Raw genomic sequence first — 18047 nt, 5'->3', positions numbered from 1 at the left:
GGACAATCGCTGGTTCTTGAGTGGCAGGTATATTGCCGGACCGCATGTACATCAGGCCGGCGCCCGCACTCGAGCTGATCGCGCCTTAAGCCCCATTTCGATCCTTGATGTGACTTCGAGCGTCCGGGCCGCATCCTCGACGTCGATCAGTGGAGACGCGCCGTCGATCACGTCAAGAAAGTGATCCAGTTGCGCCTCCAGCGGTGCGCGTTGCTGTTCCCGTCGTGTAAGTTGGTTTTTTTGGGCCGCAGTGCTCCAATCATTTCCGCGCCACAGGGTCATAGAGGGAAAACTGACAGCGCCGCTGGTTCCCGTGATCCACATCATGTCCTGGTGGGTCGTGCCGATGTTCGGATTTTCGCCGGTTCCGGCTTCAAACCCCCAAGGACTGGGCGCGGTGTCAGCAAAGCTGATGGCGCCCGTCGCGCCGTTTTCGAACGCAATCGCGACCGCGCCGCTTTCTATCCGATCCGACCCGCGGATCGACGCACCGGGCAGGGCGACGACATCCGAGATTTCTCCGATCACAAAGCGCAGGACATCGATATCATGCACCAGGTTGATCATGACCGGGCTGCCATCCGAAGTCCGCCAGTTCTGTTCAAAATAGCTCTCGGGTTTACGCATGGCCCACAACAACGAGACGTTGATGACTTGTCCGATCGTACCGTTCTCGATCACTTTTTTCAGGTGCTGCAAGGTGCTGTGATACCGCCGGTGGTGGCCGACCAGGCTTCGGACATTGGCCTCGCTAACGGCCGTCTTAAGGCGCAGGGCATCTTCGACCGACGCGGCAACCGGCTTTTCGATCAGCATGTGCCAACCGCGGGATGCGGCCAGAATGCCATGTTCGGCATGCAGGCGGGTCGGCGTCGCGATGATGACACCATCCACCGGGTCCCGCACCTCGTCCATACCGGCAAAACGCGGCGCGCCGATCTGGATCGAGCCGTCTGGATCGGCCAACCCGACCAACGTGCAGCCGGGATGCTCGATCACGGCGCGGACGTGGCGGATACCTATCAACCCGCCGCCGGCTACAAGGATCCGTTTCACATCACCGCTCCGATCTGCCAGGGAACGAACTCGTAATCACCCAAGCCCTGCGCCTCGGACTTGGTTCGCTCGCCCGAGGCGACTTGGAGCAGTCGTCGGTATATTTCCTGTCCTTTTTCTTCGACGCTGACGCCTTTGGTCAGGATGTCGCCTGCATCCACGTCCATGTCTTCGGGCATGCGCGCTGCCAATTCCGAATTGGTGGCGATTTTAAGCGTGGGCGCCGGTTTCGATCCAAATGCAGAGCCGCGCCCCGTGGTGAAGCACACAAGGTTGCACCCAGCCGCGATCTGGCCTGTCACCGAGGCTGGGTCATATCCGGGGCTGTCCATAAAGGTGAAGCCCTTTGCGGTGATGGGTTCGGCGTATTTGAACACACCGGTCAAAGGGCTGGTTCCGCCCTTCGCCGCCGCCCCCAGCGATTTTTCAAGGATGGTCGTCAAACCCCCTTGTTTGTTGCCGGGGCTTGGGTTGTTGTCCATCGAACCGTGATTGCGGGCGGTGTAGTCCTGCCACCAATCGATCAGTCCGATCAGCCTTTCCCCGGTTGCGCGATCAAGGGCACGGCGGGTCAAAAGGTGTTCGGCTCCGTAAATTTCGGGCGTCTCCGCCAAGACACCCGTGCCGCCTTGGGCGACCAACAGATCGCAGGCGCGTCCAAGCGCCGGGTTCGCGGTCACTCCGGACCAGGCGTCCGATCCACCGCATTGCAGCGCAACCATCAATTCGGACGCAGGGGCTTCGCTGCGCCGTGCCTCATTGGCAATGGGAAGCATCTGATTAATCTTGGTAATGCCCATTTCCACGGTCCGGCGCAGTCCGGCGATGTTCTGGATGTTCATCGTCTGGAAAGTGGGGCTCTGTTTCAACCCATATGCATTCAACAGCCAGTCGATCTGGTTCATCTCGCAGCCCAGACCGACCATCAGAACGGCAGCGTGATTGGGATGTTTGGCAAACCCCCACATGACCCGTTGGAGAGCTTCGAAACCGTCGCCTGAATCGGCCATTCCGCAGCCCGTTCCGTGGACAAAGGCCACCACGCCGTCGACATTTGGATACTCGGCCAGCTTGTCCGGCGTGAAGTGATTGGCGATCATGCGAGCCGCCGTCGCCGAACAGTTCACGGTGGTCAGAACCGCGATGTAATTCCGCGTACCGACCCGACCGTTGCCCCGATGGTAGCCCATGAATGTATCGACCGAGGCGGCGGGTCTCATAGGCCTGTGATCAGTCGCATACTCGTAGTCCACGCTGGTGTTGCGGAACTCGACATTGTGGGTATGCACATGATCGCCGGGGTGGATCATTTGGGTCGCGTAACCGATGATCTGGGCATATTTTCTCACCGGATCGCCCGGTACAATCATCTGCGTGGCGACCTTGTGGCCTGAGGGGATGCGCGCATTGGTCGTGACATCCTCGACCACACTGCCGGCCCCCAGCAGCCGAGTTGCAACCACCACGCTATCCGTTCGATCTAAACGTACAAAAGTCATAATCAGCTTTCCTGGCAGCCGAATCTAAGCGCAAAAGGGCGAGTCCGATGTCCACCGGTGAATATCTATGTGCGGCTGCCCGGACAGCCTTGCCCGCGCCGCCTCCCAATTTGACTTGCAGACACGCCAATCCCGCAGCTCGGTTTCGGGGCGCGATCTGGACCTCGCGATGAAGCTGGGGAAATGATCTCGACCGGTGGGTTGGCCTGCTGCACTGAAGCGGATGTCGAACGACCAGCGGAACCGGTCCGTTTCATTGACCAGCGACGCATGTGGCGTCAGAGGGTGAAACAGGATGATCCCGCCCGCCTTGACAGGCAGGGGCAGGGCGCGGTCTTCGTCAATGAACCCGTCGGCTATGCCTGTCTGCGTCCGCGCACAATGCGGCAGGATAGATTGGTCCTGTGCCATTGGCAGCACTTGCAGGCAGCCGTTTTCGACCGTTGCATCGTTGACGGCGATCCAAACCGTGACCATGTCGGTCTGGTCCGCATCCTCCAACGCAACTGCCCGGTCCTGATGCCAGTCCGTTGCGGTGATATGCGCCCGCACCTCGTCCTTGGACAGCTTGAGGGCAGGGGGCTTCAGCCGAACATGCTGGATCGGATTGCTGACCAACTCTGACCCGATCAACTGCTCGACGATGTCCAGCATGGGTTGGGCCGTCAGCAAGTCGAACACGGCGGGCCCAATATGGAAAGGTGTGTCCGCCATGATCCGGTCGCCGGGCAATGAGATGTCCAGCGGCTGGAAATAGTCGCAACCGGCCTGATAGGCGGACAGGAGTTTGTCCCAGAAGGACATTCCGGACGGCTCGTCCTTGACCAGCCCTTTATCGTACCAACCGTCATATAGCCGGTTCAGGACATCCGAGTATTCGGACTGCACCCGATCCAGGACATCGCCGGGAATTACATCCTCGACCACGAGGTATCCATCGGTCTGGAACTTGCCAATCTGATCTTGTGTCAGCATGTGTGCGACCTCACAAAAGCAGCGCGATGATGCCCGGCCAGATCAGAAGAACGGAAAGCGCCAGCAACTGGATCCCGATGAATGGCAGGAAGCCGCGGAAGATATCCGTCAGGCTGATATGCGGCGGGGCCACCGACTTAAGATAGAACGCAGCCGGGCCGAACGGGGGGGACAGGAAGCTGACCTGCATGTTCATACAGAACACGACGCCAAACCAGATCGCGACATGACTCGGTTGCAACTCGCCAATGAGACCGATTTCCTCGATAGGAAGGCGCAGGACGATCGGCAGAAAGACCGGAATGATTAGCAACACGATGCCGACCCAATCCATGAACGCGCCCATGAACAGCAGGATCAGCATCATTACCAGAATGACCAGCATGGTCGGCAGGTCTTGCCCGACGATCAGGTCGGCCACGTATTGGGGTCCGCCGGCAATGGTGTAGGCACCCGCCAGCGCGGCGGCCCCGATGGTGACCCATATGATGGTGCCTGTGGATTTGAGCGTCCGCATCAAGCTGTCCCAAACCAGCTCGAACGATCCTTCGCCCCGCAGGATGGCGATGATTAGAACGGCGAAGGCGCCCATGCCTGCAGCCTCGGTGATGCCGGTGATCCCGCCATAGATCGAGCCGAGTACGACGCCGATGACGACCAGCGGCGCGACGAGACCTTTGCCCATTTCCCACCCGATTTTGGCGCGCTGTCTGCCAAAGACGAAGAAGATCAGCAGTAGCGCGATGATCGTGATGCCGGCAAACCAGGGCAGGTAGTCAGCCGTACCCAGCCGTGCGGGCTCGCCCTGGCTGGCAGCGTTCGAGCCGGAAAGCTCGAAAAACGCGGCCCGGATAAAAAGAACAGTAGAAAACCCAGCGACGACGATGCTCATGAAGGCCGCAAACAGTTTGCGCTTTTCGGCCGGTTCGGGGTCGCTCGGGTCCGGCTCCGGCAGCGGCGCGTGGTGAGGATTCAGCCGCGTGCGAATGATGATGTACAGGATGATCATCGAGGCCAGCATGAAGCCGGGAATGAAAGATGCGGTGAACAGCGACTTGATCGAGGTTTCGGTGATCAGCCCATAGATGATCAGAACGATCGAAGGCGGGATCATTGTACCCAGCGACCCCGAGGCGCAGATGACGCCGATCGCGAGGTTCTGATCATAACCGAGGCGCAGCATCTGGGGCAGGGCGATCAGGCCCAGCAGGACAACCTCACCGCCGATGATGCCGGACATGGCCGCCATGATCACTGCCATGATCGAGGTCACGATCGCGATACCGCCACGCGTTCTGGACAGCCAGACATTCAGCGACGAATACATGTCGCGCGCGATCCCGGACCGCTCTAGCAGCGACGCCATGAAGATAAACAAAGGCACGGATATAAGCACGTAGTCCGTTAAGAGCCCGTATATCTTTTGCGCCAGGATATACAGCGGCCCAGTGCCTGGCCGCCCGGTGAGAATCCCGTCGCCGAATGTAAACGGGTTCAAAAGAAGTGTCGGTTCGAACTTCAGGACAAGAACCAGAACCGCAAGCGAAGCCGAGGCCAGACCCAGGGGCATCCCGATCGCCAGGAGAATGATCAAGGCGACCATCAGGATGAGTGAGATTGTTCCAATATCCATCAGTCTTGTCCCACCGCCCGTTTGATCATTTCAATTTCGTCTTCGTCCGGTTCATCTGTGTGGATTTCCGGTTCTTTGTTCCAATCCGCGACCAAGTTCAAAATTGCCTGCATTGCGACGAGCGTAATCACGATCAGTACCATCGGCTGCAACGTCGCCGGGATCGGAGGATTGAAGGCGGAGCCGTAAAGCTCCCATTTATAGAGCTTGTTGACGAACACCTGTTTGTAACTGCCGTAGACCAGAAAGAAGGCAAACAGGACGATCAGTATTGTTGAAACCGTGTCAAAAACGCGCTGAAGCCAACGTGGAACTGCGTCGTAAAGCAGGAATATTCGTATGTGACTGCGTTGCTGCATGGCGTAGTAGCCAGACATCAAAAACACAAAGCTGGCGAACCAGAGCGTCATTTCGTTGGCCCACTCGGTCGGCTTCTCAAGGATATAGCGCATGAAGACTTCGTAGAGCATGACGACAGTCATGATTGCGATCATCATCATCGTAACTCGGCCGATGAACAGGGCGAAACGATCCATAACCGTCGAGCCTTCGAACTCCATCGTCGCCGGGCGTACGGTCTTTGTACCAATCACTGCAAGAAACGGCAGAAGGACGAGCGCGGCCACGTCGATGATGTCGACAAACCCCCCGAACACACCAGGCAATTCGGGCGTGACGTCGCTGCGTAGATATATTTCCGTTACCTGGCTTTTGAGGGATTCAGAGGTGTAAGGCAGCCAATCCAACAGGAATGCTGGAAGATGCCAAACAAGCCAACTGGCTGTCGCGACGAAGGCCAACGGTATGAGCCATTCAATTGGTCCGCCTGAATTCTTGTGCATCGCGTAACCCTCGTCCCTATCCTTCGATCCTGTAATGATCGATAAAGTCTCGATCCGGCTCGACACCCAGTCCGGGGCCAGTCGGGATCATGACACGGCCATTATTGGCCTTGACCTGATTTTGAATTTCCAACGGTACGGTCAGCAGATCGTCCCGAAACTTGTTGTCCGTTGTGTCGAACTCCAGCATCGGCTCCCAAGGATGCAAACCGCCTGGAATTGCTGGCATGGCCGCCAGTAGGTGCAGATTAGTTGCGACGGCGATGGCGCTGCCCCAGACGTGATTTACGACCGGAGTGAAATGTGCGTGGCATAGGGCCAGTACCCTGAGATACTCTGAAACACCGCCCAAAGCGCATACTTCTGGCTGCGCTATGTCTATACCTCGATTTTCAAGAAGACTGCGCCAGGCCCAGCGATTGAATACCGCCTCTCCGCCCGAGATGTTGACTTTAAGCGAAGCGCGCAATTCTCGGTATCCTTCCATGTCTTCTGGCGCGACGGGTTCTTCGAACCAATATGCGTCCAGTTCTTCCAGCGCCCGACCGACAAAAAACGCGTCCGAAGTCGTATAGGCATGGTTCGCATCGACCATAAAAGGAAAGTCGTCACCAACTCCGCGTCGAACTGCTTCGCACAGTTTCACATCAGGCTTCGGGCCAAAGCCCGTTTTCATTTTGGTGGCGGTAAATCCCATTGCCTTGATCTTAGCGGCTTCATCCTCAAAACGGCTGGCCAGATGAGAAATCGGTTCATCCCGGAGCATCATTCCGTAGCCGTAGCAAGGAACGCTTTTGCGATGCGCGCCCCCGACAAGTTTATGGAGGGGGAGGCCAGAGATTTTTCCGGTGATGTCCCAAAGTGCGATGTCCACCCCGGACAAAGCCTGTATTGGCATTCCGCCTTGGCCATGGTCTCGCAAAAGGTTGTACACCTTGTGCCAGATCACGTCTTTGTCCAAAGGGTCCAAGCCAAGGACCATTGGTTGGATTACCTTTTCGACGATGGACTTGTTGGCTATGGCTACGTTTCCGGGACCAAAGCACTCGCCCCAACCGGTTACCCCTTCATCTGTCTGAATCTCGACCAGATGGGTTGTGCGCCTGTCATAATACTGTTGCGAGTAGCCCAGAACTTCCGGCATGTCGTACTGCAGTACATGACTTATAATTCTGGTAATTTTCATGAAGTTCTGAACCCTGGCGCAGATGCGGAGAGGCCGCTGATGCGGCCTTTCCGAGTGTCCTAATGCGGTCGAAGCCTGATTACTGCATTGCGCCCAGGTCACGCAGGAAGTTGATGTGGCTTTCCAAAAGCGCCTGTGCCTCAGGAGTCGTTGCGAACTCAGTCCAACCAACCTGAACGGCCGCGCGATACGCTGCCAGGTCTTCAGGCGACCATTCGTACAACTGAACACCTTTTGCCTTCAGGTCTTTTGCAGTCTGAGCGTTCTGCACTTCATTGATTGTCGCATTGTGCAATGCCAGGCTATCCATTGCGACTTCCATGATCTTCTTGTGGTGCGCAGGCATCGCTTCCCAGACGTCTTTGCGACAGGCTAGGTGATCTGCGGGCATCGAGTGGAAACCGGGATAGTTTGTATGACCTGCGATCTCGTACAGACCGAGGCCCACGTTGTTAGTCAGGTTCGCAGCATCCGCACCGTCAATGATGCCGGTTTCCAAAGCCGTAAAGATTTCGTTGAAGTCCATCACGATCGGAGAAGCCCCAAGTTCCGCGAACACTTTGGTTGCAAGGCCCGGAGGCGAGCGGAATTTCCAATCCTTGAAGTCTTCCACTTTTGCAATCGGCTTGGTCGAAGAAAGCGACTCCGGCCCGGGAATCCACCATCCGATGAACTCCATGTCGTAGCCGTTGTATAGATCGTTTACAGCTTCTCTTCCGCCGCCATGAAGAAGCCAAGCCATTTGCTGGTATGGGTTCTGATATCCGCCGAGCAGGTCACCCGCAAACTGGAAGGCCGGGTTTTTCCCGGTCTGATAGCCGCCGCCCGTCATGTCGCAATCCAGAATTCCCGTAGCTGCGGCATCGAAGGTTTCAACTGATTTGACCACCGAAGAGGAATAGAACATTTCAACTTCGATTTCGCCGTTCGACATTTCCTGAATGTCTTCAACGAATTTTGCAGCCATCTGGCCAGACAGAGTTTCGGGCGAAAAATGGGTTTGAATTCTAAGCTTCGTTGTTTCGGCCATCGCGAAACCGGCTGCCATTGTCGTGGCTACGGCCGCCACGGCCGCTGTCTTGACTATTTTCATATTGTCCTCCCAGACGTTGTGCGTTGCGCGGTGTGGAAGATCTTGCCGCCTCCTTTGCTGTCACGCAGGTAAACGTTAAGCCGACGAATCGAATGCAACAAGAAAAAATTGAAATTTCTAAAAATTTCGAGATTCTTGCGATAATTCGAAAATAAGGTTAGGACGCTACTTGGACAAAACTTTAAGGTGCATGCCGGGATGAACGAAGAAATAGATATTTATCAAGACCTTAAGATGCGCCTGATCTCTAATGGATTCGAACATGGAGCCAAGGTGCGGGCCGAAGAACTACGTAAAGTGTATGGCTGTTCCGCAAGTGCGGTTCGTGAAGTCCTTTTTCGTTTGGCAGCTGTTGGTTTGGTGGACTTTCAGGAACAAAAAGGTTTCCGCGTACCAAAGCGTTCACCGCAGAAGCTTATCGAATTGACGCATGTCCGTGTTCTGTTGGAGGCCGAAGGCACCGCAATGTCGATCCGAAATGGCGGGGTGGATTGGGAAGCAAGATTGACGGCTGCACATCACAAACTCAGCCATATCGAAAAACGCATTCACGCCACGGACGACCCAAGCGACCTTGTCGAGATCTGGTTTGCCTCGGAGAAGGAGTTTCACCAGACGCTTATTTCTGCCTGTGGCTCGGAAACCTTAAAACAATTGCATAGCCGGGTTTACGCGCAATTCAGACAGCAGTTGATGGTGGCAGACCGGAACTTTGAGTTCATTTCTCAGAACATAAGGCATCATGCAGATATACTTGAAGCGGCATTGTCGGGGGATGAGCAGTTAACACGGGAGAAAATCCACAATCATCTGAAACGCCATCTAACCGGAAAGACGATGGGCGACTAAGGCCGAAAATCGTCTTCCAAATACACTTGAATGATTTCATCAAAACTTGATTCCGCTTTGAACCCCAACTTCAGAGCGCGATCTGTTTGAAAGTCGCGCGGCCAATTCTTGACTATTCCTTCAATTGCCTTGTCCGGTTTTCGCCTGATTAGGCCAACAGCGTCTTGACCGGCGACATTGCGCAGAGCTTCGATTTGTTCGGCGACGGTGCAACTGACACCTGGCATGTTCAAGGCGCGTCGGTCATTCAAAAGCTGCGTGTCCAATGTTGCGGCGTGGGTCAAAAAAGTCGCAGCGGCGCGGGGGCTAGCGTGCCAGTGTCGAACAGTTTCGGCAACTGGCAAGACAGCCTCATCCCCATTCAATGGCTCGCGGATTATTCCTGAAAAGAAGGACGAAGCGGCAGCGTTGGCCTTGCCCGGGCGGACACACAATGTGGGTAAGCGCAAGGAAACACCGTCGATGTATCCTTTCCTGCTGAAATCCGTGATCATCAGTTCAGACGCCGCTTTCTGCGCTCCGTAACTGGTCAAAGGTGCCGAAAGGAACTCATCGCTTATCTTTTCGGGGAACGGTGACCCGAACACCGCTATGGATGAAGCAAAAACCAGGCGAGGAGTGTACTCCCTTCCTGATGCCTCGTGCTCATCCTTAAGCGCATTCAGCAGTGCCCACGTCGCCATAAGGTTTACATCCCAGCCCAACGCAAAGTCTGTCTCGGCTTGGCCAGAAACGATCGCTGCAAGATGGAAAATGACATCCGGTCGCTGCGCAGCAAAAGACTTAGCCATGCCTGACGCGGTCAAGTCCCCTACAATTTGATTACTTGCCGCACTATCGGGTGGGAACGAGAGATCGAACAGTGAAACTTGGGCATCCGCTCCAAAAGTTTCATGGGTCGAAATGCGATGGGCCAGTTTCTGACCCAGCATTCCTCCACCGCCTATGACAAGGATCCGCGTCATAACAATCCGTTCCGTTTTTTGAGTTCCAGATACAAAGCTGAATGATCCAGTTCGGCCCCATCCATTTCGTCTATCAGATATTCGAAACGGTCGCGCACAGATTGGGTGCTAGGTAGCTCAACGCCAAGGCTTCGCGCTTCCTCCAGCGTGTTGTCCAAATCCTTTAACTGAAACTTGGACAAACCTCCGGGTACAAAATTTCCGTCAGACATGCGTTCGCCATGTTGTTGCAAGATAATGCTATCAGCAAATCCCCCCTTCAGTGCGGCCCTCAACGCGGCAGGGTGAGCCCCGCCTCGCTGAGCCAGTAAAGTCGCTTCGGCGACAGCCGATATAGTCACAGCGACAATCGTCTGATTGGCCAATTTGCACAATTGACCAGAACCACTTGGGCCTACATGCACAGGGCGGCCCATTGCTGACAGAACCGGTCGCACGCGCTCCATAACGTCCTGATCACCACCGACCATGATCGCAAGCGTGGCAGCTTCGGCACCTTTGGTGCCGCCGGAAACCGGGGCATCCAGATGCTGCAACCCCATCGAAGACAATTGCGCGGATTGTTCTCGGGCGTGTTCGGGTTTGGCGCTGGACATATCAATCCAGATCATTCCGGGTTTGAGTTGTTTGCGGAAAGCCTCGTCAGAAAGTAGCGCGCCGGTCGCGTATCCGTCCGACAGCATCGTTACAATTACGTCTGCACCTGAAACCGCCAGCGGGGCAGTTTCCGCCAATGTCGCGCCTTCCGCCGTCAACGGTTTTGCCTTATCCAAGCTGCGGTTCCATACAGTTAGCGGAATTTCGGCGCGCAAAATATTCCTCGCCATAGGAGCGCCCATCAAGCCGGTTCCCAATAGAGCTACTTTGAACTGCTTGCTCATAATCCTCTGTCCTTCCGAAGGTGCGCCACGCATGGTTATGGCCAAACCAAAATCTCTGTCATACGCTAACGGCTCTGGGCCCACATGCCAGAAGTCGTTGCAAATCCACCAAGGTTTCTTTGCTTCTCGGTTGATCTGTGGGACGAAGCAACACTTGTCCAGTCGCCACATTTAGGGTCGAAAAATATATATGTCAGAGAGACTTAAGGGAAAAAACGTCCTGGTTACAGCCGCCGCACAAGGGATCGGACTTGCAAGCGCAATCGCAATGGCAAGAGAGGGTGCGAAAGTCTATGCGACGGATATTAACCCTGAAAAACTAAATTTGATTCGCGATCGGAATCTCGAAAATCTCGAAATTTTCGAGATGGATGTGACAAATAATGACAGTATTCATGATGGGGTCGCGCGAGCGAAGCCGGATGTTTTGTTCAACTGCGCCGGGTTCGTGCATCACGGAACTATTCTGGATGCAACCGACGAAGAATGGGACTTCGCCATGGACCTGAATGTGCGCTCAATGGTGCGCACGACAAAGGCTGTATTGCCGGGGATGCTAGAGCGCGGAGGAGGCTCGATTATCAACATGTCTTCCGCACTGGGTTCGATAATCGGTGCGCCAAATCGTTTTGTATATGGAACGACTAAGGCTGCCGTTGTTGGGCTGACGAAATCGGTAGCCGTGGACTTCATAACACGAGGAATTCGGTGCAATTGTATTTGTCCGGGAACAGTCGACAGTCCCAGTTGGCGTGACCGCGTAGATGCGTTGGGCGAGCATCTGGGCAGCAGAGAAGAAGCCCTTGCACAATTTGTGGCGCGTCAGCCCATGGGGCGTGTAGCGAAGGCAGAAGAGATTGCTGCATTGGTCGTCTATTTGGCGAGCGATGAAAGTGCATTCACCACGGGACACACGCACATAATTGATGGGGGATGGTCAGGCCAATGACTAAAATATCAAAAAATGATCTGCGATCTCGCAAGTGGTTCATGAATTCTGAGAACCTTGAGATGACGGCATTGTATCTAGAGAGATACCTGAATTACGGGTTGACCCGCGCAGAACTGCAATCGGGCAAGCCGATCATTGGGATTGCTCAGACCGGGAGTGATTTGAGCCCCTGCAACCGGCATCATATCGAGTTGTCCAAACGCGTTCGCGACGGGATCATCGCCGCCGGGGGAACGTGCATCGAAATACCGGTCCACCCGATACAAGAGACCGGTAAACGGCCAACGGCCTCTCTCGATCGCAATCTGGCTTATCTGTCCCTGGTTGAGAGTCTATTCGGGTATCCGATTGATGGCGTTGTTCTGAACATTGGTTGCGACAAGACCACGCCCGCACTTCTTATGGCCGCTGCGACCGTCAACATCCCAGCGATTGCCCTGTCGGTCGGCCCAATGCTCAACGGCTGGTGGAAAGGTGAGCGCGCCGGATCAGGAACGGTTATTTGGAAAGCGCGCGAAGACCTTGCGGCTGATGAAATCGACACCGATGAGTTCATGGAGATCGCAGCCGCCGCGGCACCTTCGGTGGGTTATTGCAATACGATGGGAACAGCAACGACCATGAATTCGCTTGCTGAAGCCTTGGGTATGCAATTGCCAGGATCAGCAGCCATACCAGCCCCGTACAGAGAGCGCGGTCAAATCAGTTATGAAACGGGTAAACGCATTGTGGACATGGTCTGGGAGGATTTACGCCCCAGTGATGTGATGACACGTCAGGCTTTTGAGAATGCGATTGTCATAAACTCGGCGATCGGTGGATCGACGAATGCGCCGATCCACCTGAATGCGATCGCTCGGCATCTTGGTGTTCCATTGAACAACGATGATTGGCAGAAACTTGGCCACGACGTTCCTCTGTTGGTTAACATGCAGCCTGCGGGAAAATATCTGGGCGAAGATTACCAACAGGCCGGGGGTGTTCCCGCCGTTGTCGGAGAGCTTCTTGATGCTGGATTGCTGCCGCATCCCGATGCGATAACGGTGAACGGTAAGACGATAGGCAAAAATTGCTCGACGCGCCGGTCTCAGAATAGCGACGTAATCAAGCCTGTCAGTAGCCCGGTTAAGCCACAGGCGGGGTTCATCAATCTCTCGGGCAACTTGTTCGAGAGTGCGATTATGAAGACATCTGTGATTTCGCAGGCATTTCGAGAGACCTACTTGTCGAACCCGGATGATCCTAATGCATTTGAGGGCAGGGCGGTTGTGTTTGATGGGCCCGAGGATTTTCACCATCGGATCGATGATCCCGCCGAAAAAATCGATGCAAACTGTATTCTGATTATGCGCGGAGCAGGACCAAAAGGGTACCCGGGTGCCGCAGAGGTCGTGAACATGCGTCCGCCTGCATATTTGTTGAAACAAGGCATCGAAGCCCTTCCTTGCATCGGTGATGGCCGGCAATCCGGCACATCAGGAAGCCCGTCTATCCTGAATGCTTCACCAGAAGCTGCAGAGGGCGGTGGGTTGGCCTTGGTGCGAACTGGCGACCGACTGCGCATCGATCTTGGCAAAGGCACAGCAGATATGCTGGTTTCGCTTGAAGAACTGCATGAACGCGCCCGCGATCTGGAGGCAAAGGGTGGGTATACAATGCCGCCCAATCAATCCCCATGGCAGGAAATATTCCGCGAAAAAGTAGATCGGTTGGATCGCGGTATGACGCTCAAGGGTGCCGAAAACTACCGCGATATCGCGCGAGACTTCATGCCACGCGACAATCACTAAAAGGAACAGAAATGAAACTTGTTCGTTACGGAGCCGAGGGCTCGGAAAAGCCTGCTTTGGTCGATTCCCAGGGTCAATTGCGGGATTTGTCCGCCCACATCAATGATGTTACGGGCGATGTTCTGGATGACGGAACGCTTGATAATCTGCGCTCATTGGATCCGAATAACCTGCCAATTGTCGAGGGGGATCCTCGTATCGCACCGTGTGTCGGTGGCATCGGAAAATTTCTTTGCATCGGTTTGAATTACTCGGACCATGCCGCAGAAACCGGCGCAGATATTCCAGAGCATCCGATACTTTTTTTCAAGGCAAACTCAGCCGTCATTGGTGCCTATGACGATGTCGTCATGCCGCGCGGATCTACTCACACCGACTGGGAATGCGAACTGGGCGTCGTCATCGGCAAAACGGCCAAATACGTGTCCAAGGCCGACGCGCTCGAATACGTTGCCGGCTATTGCATCGTAAACGACGTGTCAGAACGGCATTTTCAAACTCAACTGACCGGTCAATGGACCAAAGGCAAGTCTTGCGACACATTTGGCCCCACAGGTCCTTGGCTAGTGACCCGGGATGAGGTGCCGGATCCTCAATGTCTTGGTATGTCACTGGATGTAAACGGTCAGCGCATGCAAACCGGGAATACTTCTACGATGATCTTTTCCGTTGCCGAGATCATTGAACATCTAAGCCAACTTTTCACACTGCATCCCGGCGACGTCATCTCAACTGGAACACCGCCCGGCGTCGGAATGGGGATCAAACCGGAACCAGTTTACCTGAAAAAAGGCGACGTCATGGAGCTTCGCATCGATGGACTTGGTGTTCAGCGGCAAACGGTCGGCCAAGATGACTGACTTATTGCAAATCGGCGGGATCACTGAACGGATGCGAGAACGCCTGTCCGCAGCGTTCGACATTCATCAATTGGACGATTTCAACGCGGATAGTATTACGCATATCGTAACGAACGGGCACGATGGTGTTCCGCATGACCTGATGACATCACTCAGCGATCTGAAGATGATCAGTGTCTATGGGGTCGGTTACGACGCCGTCGACGCTAGTGCTGCGGCTGAGCGCGGAATTGTTGTGACACACACACCTGATGTTTTGAACAAAGAAGTCGCAACCACCGCCGTTCTGCTATTGTTGTCATGTTACCGAGAGCTTGTACGTGACGACAATTACGTTCGGTCCGGACGGTGGGAAGTTGAAGGCAATGCCCCTTTGACCCGATCAGCAGACAATCAAAAGATAGGCATTCTTGGTCTTGGTCGTATTGGTCAGGCGATCGTTGATAAGTTAGAGCCGTGGGCCCCCGAAATCTCCTATCACACCCGCAATCAAAAGGATGTCCCGTACCGCTATTTCGACAATTTGGTTGAAATGGCTGAACATGTTGACGTCCTCATATGCATCACGCCCGGCGGTCAGTCGACCAATAGGCTGGTCAACGCTGAGGTGCTTCGCGCGTTGGGGGCGGGCGGCACTCTGATAAACGTTAGTCGAGGTTCGGTCGTCGACGAAACTGCCCTTATCAACGCATTGCAAAACGGTGAGCTTGGGTGGGCGGGGCTTGATGTTTTCGAGGACGAACCGCGTGTTCCAAAAGCGTTGCGCGAGATGTCCAATGTCGTTCTGCTACCTCACGCTGGTAGCGCGACTATTGAGACGCGTGCAGCTATGGGTGACCTAACCGTCGACAATCTTCTGCAACACCTTAAGGACGGATCGGTGATCACAGCTGTGCCAGAATGCAGAGATCTGTAATAGGCCAATCTGAAGAGTGTTTGAGTTTGCTGTCGCGGTTTTCTTTCTGCTGATTACGCCGGGCCCAGGCGTTCTAACAACTGCGGGTATTGGATCAGCATTTGGTTTTCGAGCTGGGCTCGCCTTCGTGGCTGGTTTGATGCTGGGCGGGTTCATCAACATGATGTTGGTTGTCTCCGGAGTCGCTGCGTTAGCTTTGGCCATACCGGTGCTTAGAACTTTCCTGCTATTCGCCTCTGTCGGGTATCTGGGATTTCTCGCCTGGCGTATTGCCAGCGCTGGCTCAAAGGTCGGGTTTTCCCCTGCGGTCTCGCCACTTGGTTTTGCGAACGGGCTGACACTTCAGTTCATTAATCCCAAGGCTTACGTGGTCGGCACAGCATTGTTTTCAGGGTTCGCCTTTTTGCCCGATGCGCCCGTTTGGGAGGTCGTCATAAAAATCATAGTTTTCAATATGATTTGGGTGCCAGTGCACATGATCTGGCTGGGTGCCGGCGCAAAGCTGGGCAGCCTTGATTTAAGCGCGAGATCGCATCGAAGGATCAACTTTGCGATGGCGGCTTCGTTGATGGTTGTTGTGGTGATCGCTTTGGCGTCGGCTCTTTGAACGAAATCTACGTCTGTCGTTCTAAAGAGACGATTGAACGCCACAAATCAAAGTGACGCCGTTATTCCACCATCGACATAGAGAGTATGTCCATTGACGAAGCTGGATGCAGGGGACGCAAGGAAAATGGCGGCACCGACAAGTTCGTCTACATTGCCCCAACGACCGGCCGGGGTACGTTTCTCGAGCCATGCACTGAACTCTGGGTCAGCAACCAATGCGGCGTTCAAAGGTGTATCGAAATACCCGGGCGCAATGGCGTTGCAGTTCAGACCATACTTAGCCCAATCAGTAGCCATGCCTTTTGTAAGGTTGGTCACGGCACCTTTTGTCGCCGTGTAGGGCGCAATACCCGGTCTTGCCAATGCGGATTGAACCGACGCAATGTTAATGATCTTGCCTGACTTTCTTTCAATCATGTGTCGTGCCACTGCCTGACCGACATGAAAGACGGAAGCCACATTTGTCTGTAGTAGGCGCTCGAAGGCATCAGCGGGGAAATCCTGTAACTCCGTCCTGTGTTGCATTCCGGCGTTGTTTATCAGGATGTCTATCGGGCCAACCTTTTCTTCAAAGTCGTCCACAGCAGATCGGACGCCTTCATGATCGGTCGCATCGAACGCAAGTTCCCGTACCGGGGCGCCTGTTTCACTGAGTTCGGAGGCTGCTGCCGCCAGTTTTGTGGTGTCGCGCCCGTTCAAAACGACCTGCGCACCGGCAGCAGCCAAGCCACGAGCCAACGCAAATCCAATGCCTTGGCTAGAGCCTGTTATCAGCGCCCGAGTTCCATTTAGGCTGAACATTTCTAGCGTCATGCAAAAATCCCTTGGTTGTCGGCACCGACTATCCGTATCTTTTGGCGATGTGTATAGGGAGTCTGCGCAATGTCTTCGGCCAGTGTTGCTGTTGTTATCCATGCTGCGAAAGATCTGAGATTGGAAAACCGGGATGTACGCGACCTGGGACAAGACGAAGTTTTAATTGCATTGTGCGTGGGTGGGATTTGCGGCTCTGACCTGCATTATTACAACCACGGTGGCTTCGGCGCGATCAAGTTGCTTCAACCGATGGTGCTTGGACACGAAGTCGCCGGCGAAATCGTAGAATTCGGGTCAAGTGTGCAGGGGCTGAACCTAGGTCAATTGGTTGCAGTTTCTCCATCCCGCCCCTGCCAAGCCTGCTACTATTGTCTGAACGGGCAGCAAAACCACTGTCTTGATATGAAGTTCTATGGCAGCGCAATGCCGTTCCCGCATATCCAAGGCGCTTTTCGGAGCAAACTCGTGGCGAAAGCCAGTCAATGTGTTCCGGCAGACGGGTTGAGCCCTGCACAGGCCGCTATGGCAGAACCGCTGGCGGTTTGTTTGCACGCGGTTAAACAAGCTGGAAGCCTGGTTGGTAAAACGGTGCTTATCACCGGATGCGGCCCGATCGGCTGCCTTACGACCTTGGTGGCACGTCGTTCTGGGGCGGCCAGAATAGTCGCGACAGATATCTCGGACCAGACCCTAGCCATAGCGCGTGAATGCGGGGCAGACGATGTCATCAACACCTACACTGATCCGCAAATGTTGGAACGGTTTGAAAAGGACAAGGGCCAGATTGACGTCCAACTGGAATGTTCCGGGGCTCAATCGGCCCTGGCTTCTGGCGTCGCATGCTTGCGCCCGCGTGGAACTTTGGTTCAGCTTGGCCTGGGCGGAGACATGACAGTGCCGATGCAGGCGTTGACTGCAAAAGAGATTGCACTTCGCGGATCTTTCCGTTTCCATTCCGAGTTCGCGGTCGCTGTCGAAATGATGCGAAGCGGACTACTAAACGTCGACCAGCTGGTGACGCATTCCTTCGAAGTTGGGGAGGCTGTCACTGCTTTCGAGGTTGCGTCTGATCGAAGCCGATCAATGAAGGTGCAGTTAACATTTCCGGATAATAACAATGGTTAA

17 protein-coding genes are annotated in these 18047 nt (G+C 54.8%); 7 read left to right on the top strand and 10 right to left on the bottom strand.

Features of this window, described 5'->3' with window-relative positions:
• Positions 1–51: 51 nt before the first annotated feature.
• The 7 genes from ACR0E2_RS05765 to ACR0E2_RS05735 form a co-directional block, all read right to left on the bottom strand.
• Positions 52–1056, bottom strand: a complete 1005-nt coding sequence (locus ACR0E2_RS05765) for a Gfo/Idh/MocA family protein (RefSeq protein ID WP_480445594.1) — start codon at positions 1054–1056, stop codon at positions 52–54.
• Entirely contained in the window at positions 1053–2555 is a 1503-nt protein-coding gene (locus ACR0E2_RS05760) for a UxaA family hydrolase (protein ID WP_480445592.1), read from the bottom strand. The genes ACR0E2_RS05765 and ACR0E2_RS05760 overlap by 4 nt, the downstream gene beginning before the upstream one ends.
• A 24-nt stretch (positions 2556–2579) precedes the next feature.
• The gene (locus ACR0E2_RS05755) at positions 2580–3530 is read right to left on the bottom strand and encodes a phytanoyl-CoA dioxygenase family protein (protein WP_480445590.1); all 951 of its coding nucleotides are present in this window, start codon (positions 3528–3530) and stop codon (positions 2580–2582) included.
• 10 nt (positions 3531–3540) lie between these two features.
• Positions 3541–5163, bottom strand: coding sequence for a TRAP transporter large permease (locus ACR0E2_RS05750; protein ID WP_480445589.1), 1623 nt, complete (start codon positions 5161–5163; stop codon positions 3541–3543).
• Positions 5163–5963 carry a TRAP transporter small permease subunit gene (locus ACR0E2_RS05745; protein ID WP_253286096.1) on the bottom strand — a complete coding sequence of 267 codons (801 nt, stop codon included), beginning with the start codon at positions 5961–5963 and terminating at the stop codon, positions 5163–5165. Before ACR0E2_RS05745 ends, ACR0E2_RS05750 begins: the two co-directional genes overlap by 1 nt.
• A gap of 58 nt (positions 5964–6021) precedes the next feature.
• Positions 6022–7191 carry a mandelate racemase/muconate lactonizing enzyme family protein gene (locus tag ACR0E2_RS05740; protein WP_171228346.1) on the bottom strand — a complete coding sequence of 390 codons (1170 nt, stop codon included), beginning with the start codon at positions 7189–7191 and terminating at the stop codon, positions 6022–6024.
• A 79-nt stretch (positions 7192–7270) separates the two neighbouring features.
• Positions 7271–8284, bottom strand: coding sequence for a TRAP transporter substrate-binding protein (locus tag ACR0E2_RS05735; RefSeq protein WP_152458529.1), 1014 nt, complete (start codon positions 8282–8284; stop codon positions 7271–7273).
• Between the two features lie 198 nt (positions 8285–8482).
• Between ACR0E2_RS05735 and ACR0E2_RS05730 the strand changes: the two genes are divergently transcribed.
• A complete protein-coding gene (locus tag ACR0E2_RS05730; protein ID WP_480445587.1) occupies positions 8483–9133 on the top strand; it encodes a GntR family transcriptional regulator in 651 nt (216 codons plus the stop codon).
• Here ACR0E2_RS05730 and denD read toward each other — a convergent pair.
• Both denD and ACR0E2_RS05720 read right to left on the bottom strand, forming a co-directional pair.
• Positions 9130–10098, bottom strand: coding sequence for a D-erythronate dehydrogenase (denD, locus tag ACR0E2_RS05725; RefSeq protein WP_480445585.1), 969 nt, complete (start codon positions 10096–10098; stop codon positions 9130–9132). The two genes, ACR0E2_RS05730 and denD, sit on opposite strands and share 4 nt — an antisense overlap.
• Complete coding sequence (locus tag ACR0E2_RS05720; RefSeq protein ID WP_171232015.1) at positions 10095–10979, bottom strand: NAD(P)-dependent oxidoreductase; 885 nt, start codon at positions 10977–10979, stop codon at positions 10095–10097. The genes denD and ACR0E2_RS05720 overlap by 4 nt, the downstream gene beginning before the upstream one ends.
• 190 nt (positions 10980–11169) lie before the next feature.
• On the opposite strand from ACR0E2_RS05720, the gene ACR0E2_RS05715 reads away from it, so the two are divergent.
• The 5 genes from ACR0E2_RS05715 to ACR0E2_RS05695 are packed head-to-tail and all read left to right on the top strand — an operon-like array spanning position 11170 to position 16104.
• Positions 11170–11928: an SDR family oxidoreductase gene (locus ACR0E2_RS05715; RefSeq protein ID WP_480445583.1), complete on the top strand. Its 759-nt coding sequence runs from the start codon at positions 11170–11172 to the stop codon at positions 11926–11928.
• Positions 11925–13721, top strand: a complete 1797-nt coding sequence (locus tag ACR0E2_RS05710) for an IlvD/Edd family dehydratase (RefSeq protein WP_171231345.1) — start codon at positions 11925–11927, stop codon at positions 13719–13721. Before ACR0E2_RS05715 ends, ACR0E2_RS05710 begins: the two co-directional genes overlap by 4 nt.
• An 11-nt stretch (positions 13722–13732) precedes the next feature.
• Positions 13733–14581 (top strand): fumarylacetoacetate hydrolase family protein, encoded by an 849-nt coding sequence (locus ACR0E2_RS05705; protein WP_152458523.1) that lies wholly within the window; start codon positions 13733–13735, stop codon positions 14579–14581.
• Positions 14538–15497 (top strand): 2-hydroxyacid dehydrogenase, encoded by a 960-nt coding sequence (locus tag ACR0E2_RS05700; RefSeq protein WP_480445582.1) that lies wholly within the window; start codon positions 14538–14540, stop codon positions 15495–15497. The genes ACR0E2_RS05705 and ACR0E2_RS05700 overlap by 44 nt, the downstream gene beginning before the upstream one ends.
• A gap of 16 nt (positions 15498–15513) precedes the next feature.
• A complete protein-coding gene (locus ACR0E2_RS05695) occupies positions 15514–16104 on the top strand; it encodes a LysE family translocator (RefSeq protein ID WP_480445581.1) in 591 nt (196 codons plus the stop codon).
• 47 nt (positions 16105–16151) lie between these two features.
• Here the strand turns inward: ACR0E2_RS05695 and ACR0E2_RS05690 are convergent, their stop codons facing one another.
• Positions 16152–16919 (bottom strand): SDR family oxidoreductase, encoded by a 768-nt coding sequence (locus ACR0E2_RS05690; protein WP_480445579.1) that lies wholly within the window; start codon positions 16917–16919, stop codon positions 16152–16154.
• A 69-nt stretch (positions 16920–16988) separates the two neighbouring features.
• Here ACR0E2_RS05690 and ACR0E2_RS05685 point away from each other — a divergent pair, with 69 nt between their 5' ends.
• Complete coding sequence (locus ACR0E2_RS05685) at positions 16989–18047, top strand: L-idonate 5-dehydrogenase (RefSeq protein WP_480445577.1); 1059 nt, start codon at positions 16989–16991, stop codon at positions 18045–18047.

The sequence above is a fragment of the Ruegeria sp. A4 genome (assembly GCF_056543025.1).
This window is presented reverse-complemented; position numbering and strand designations above follow the sequence as displayed.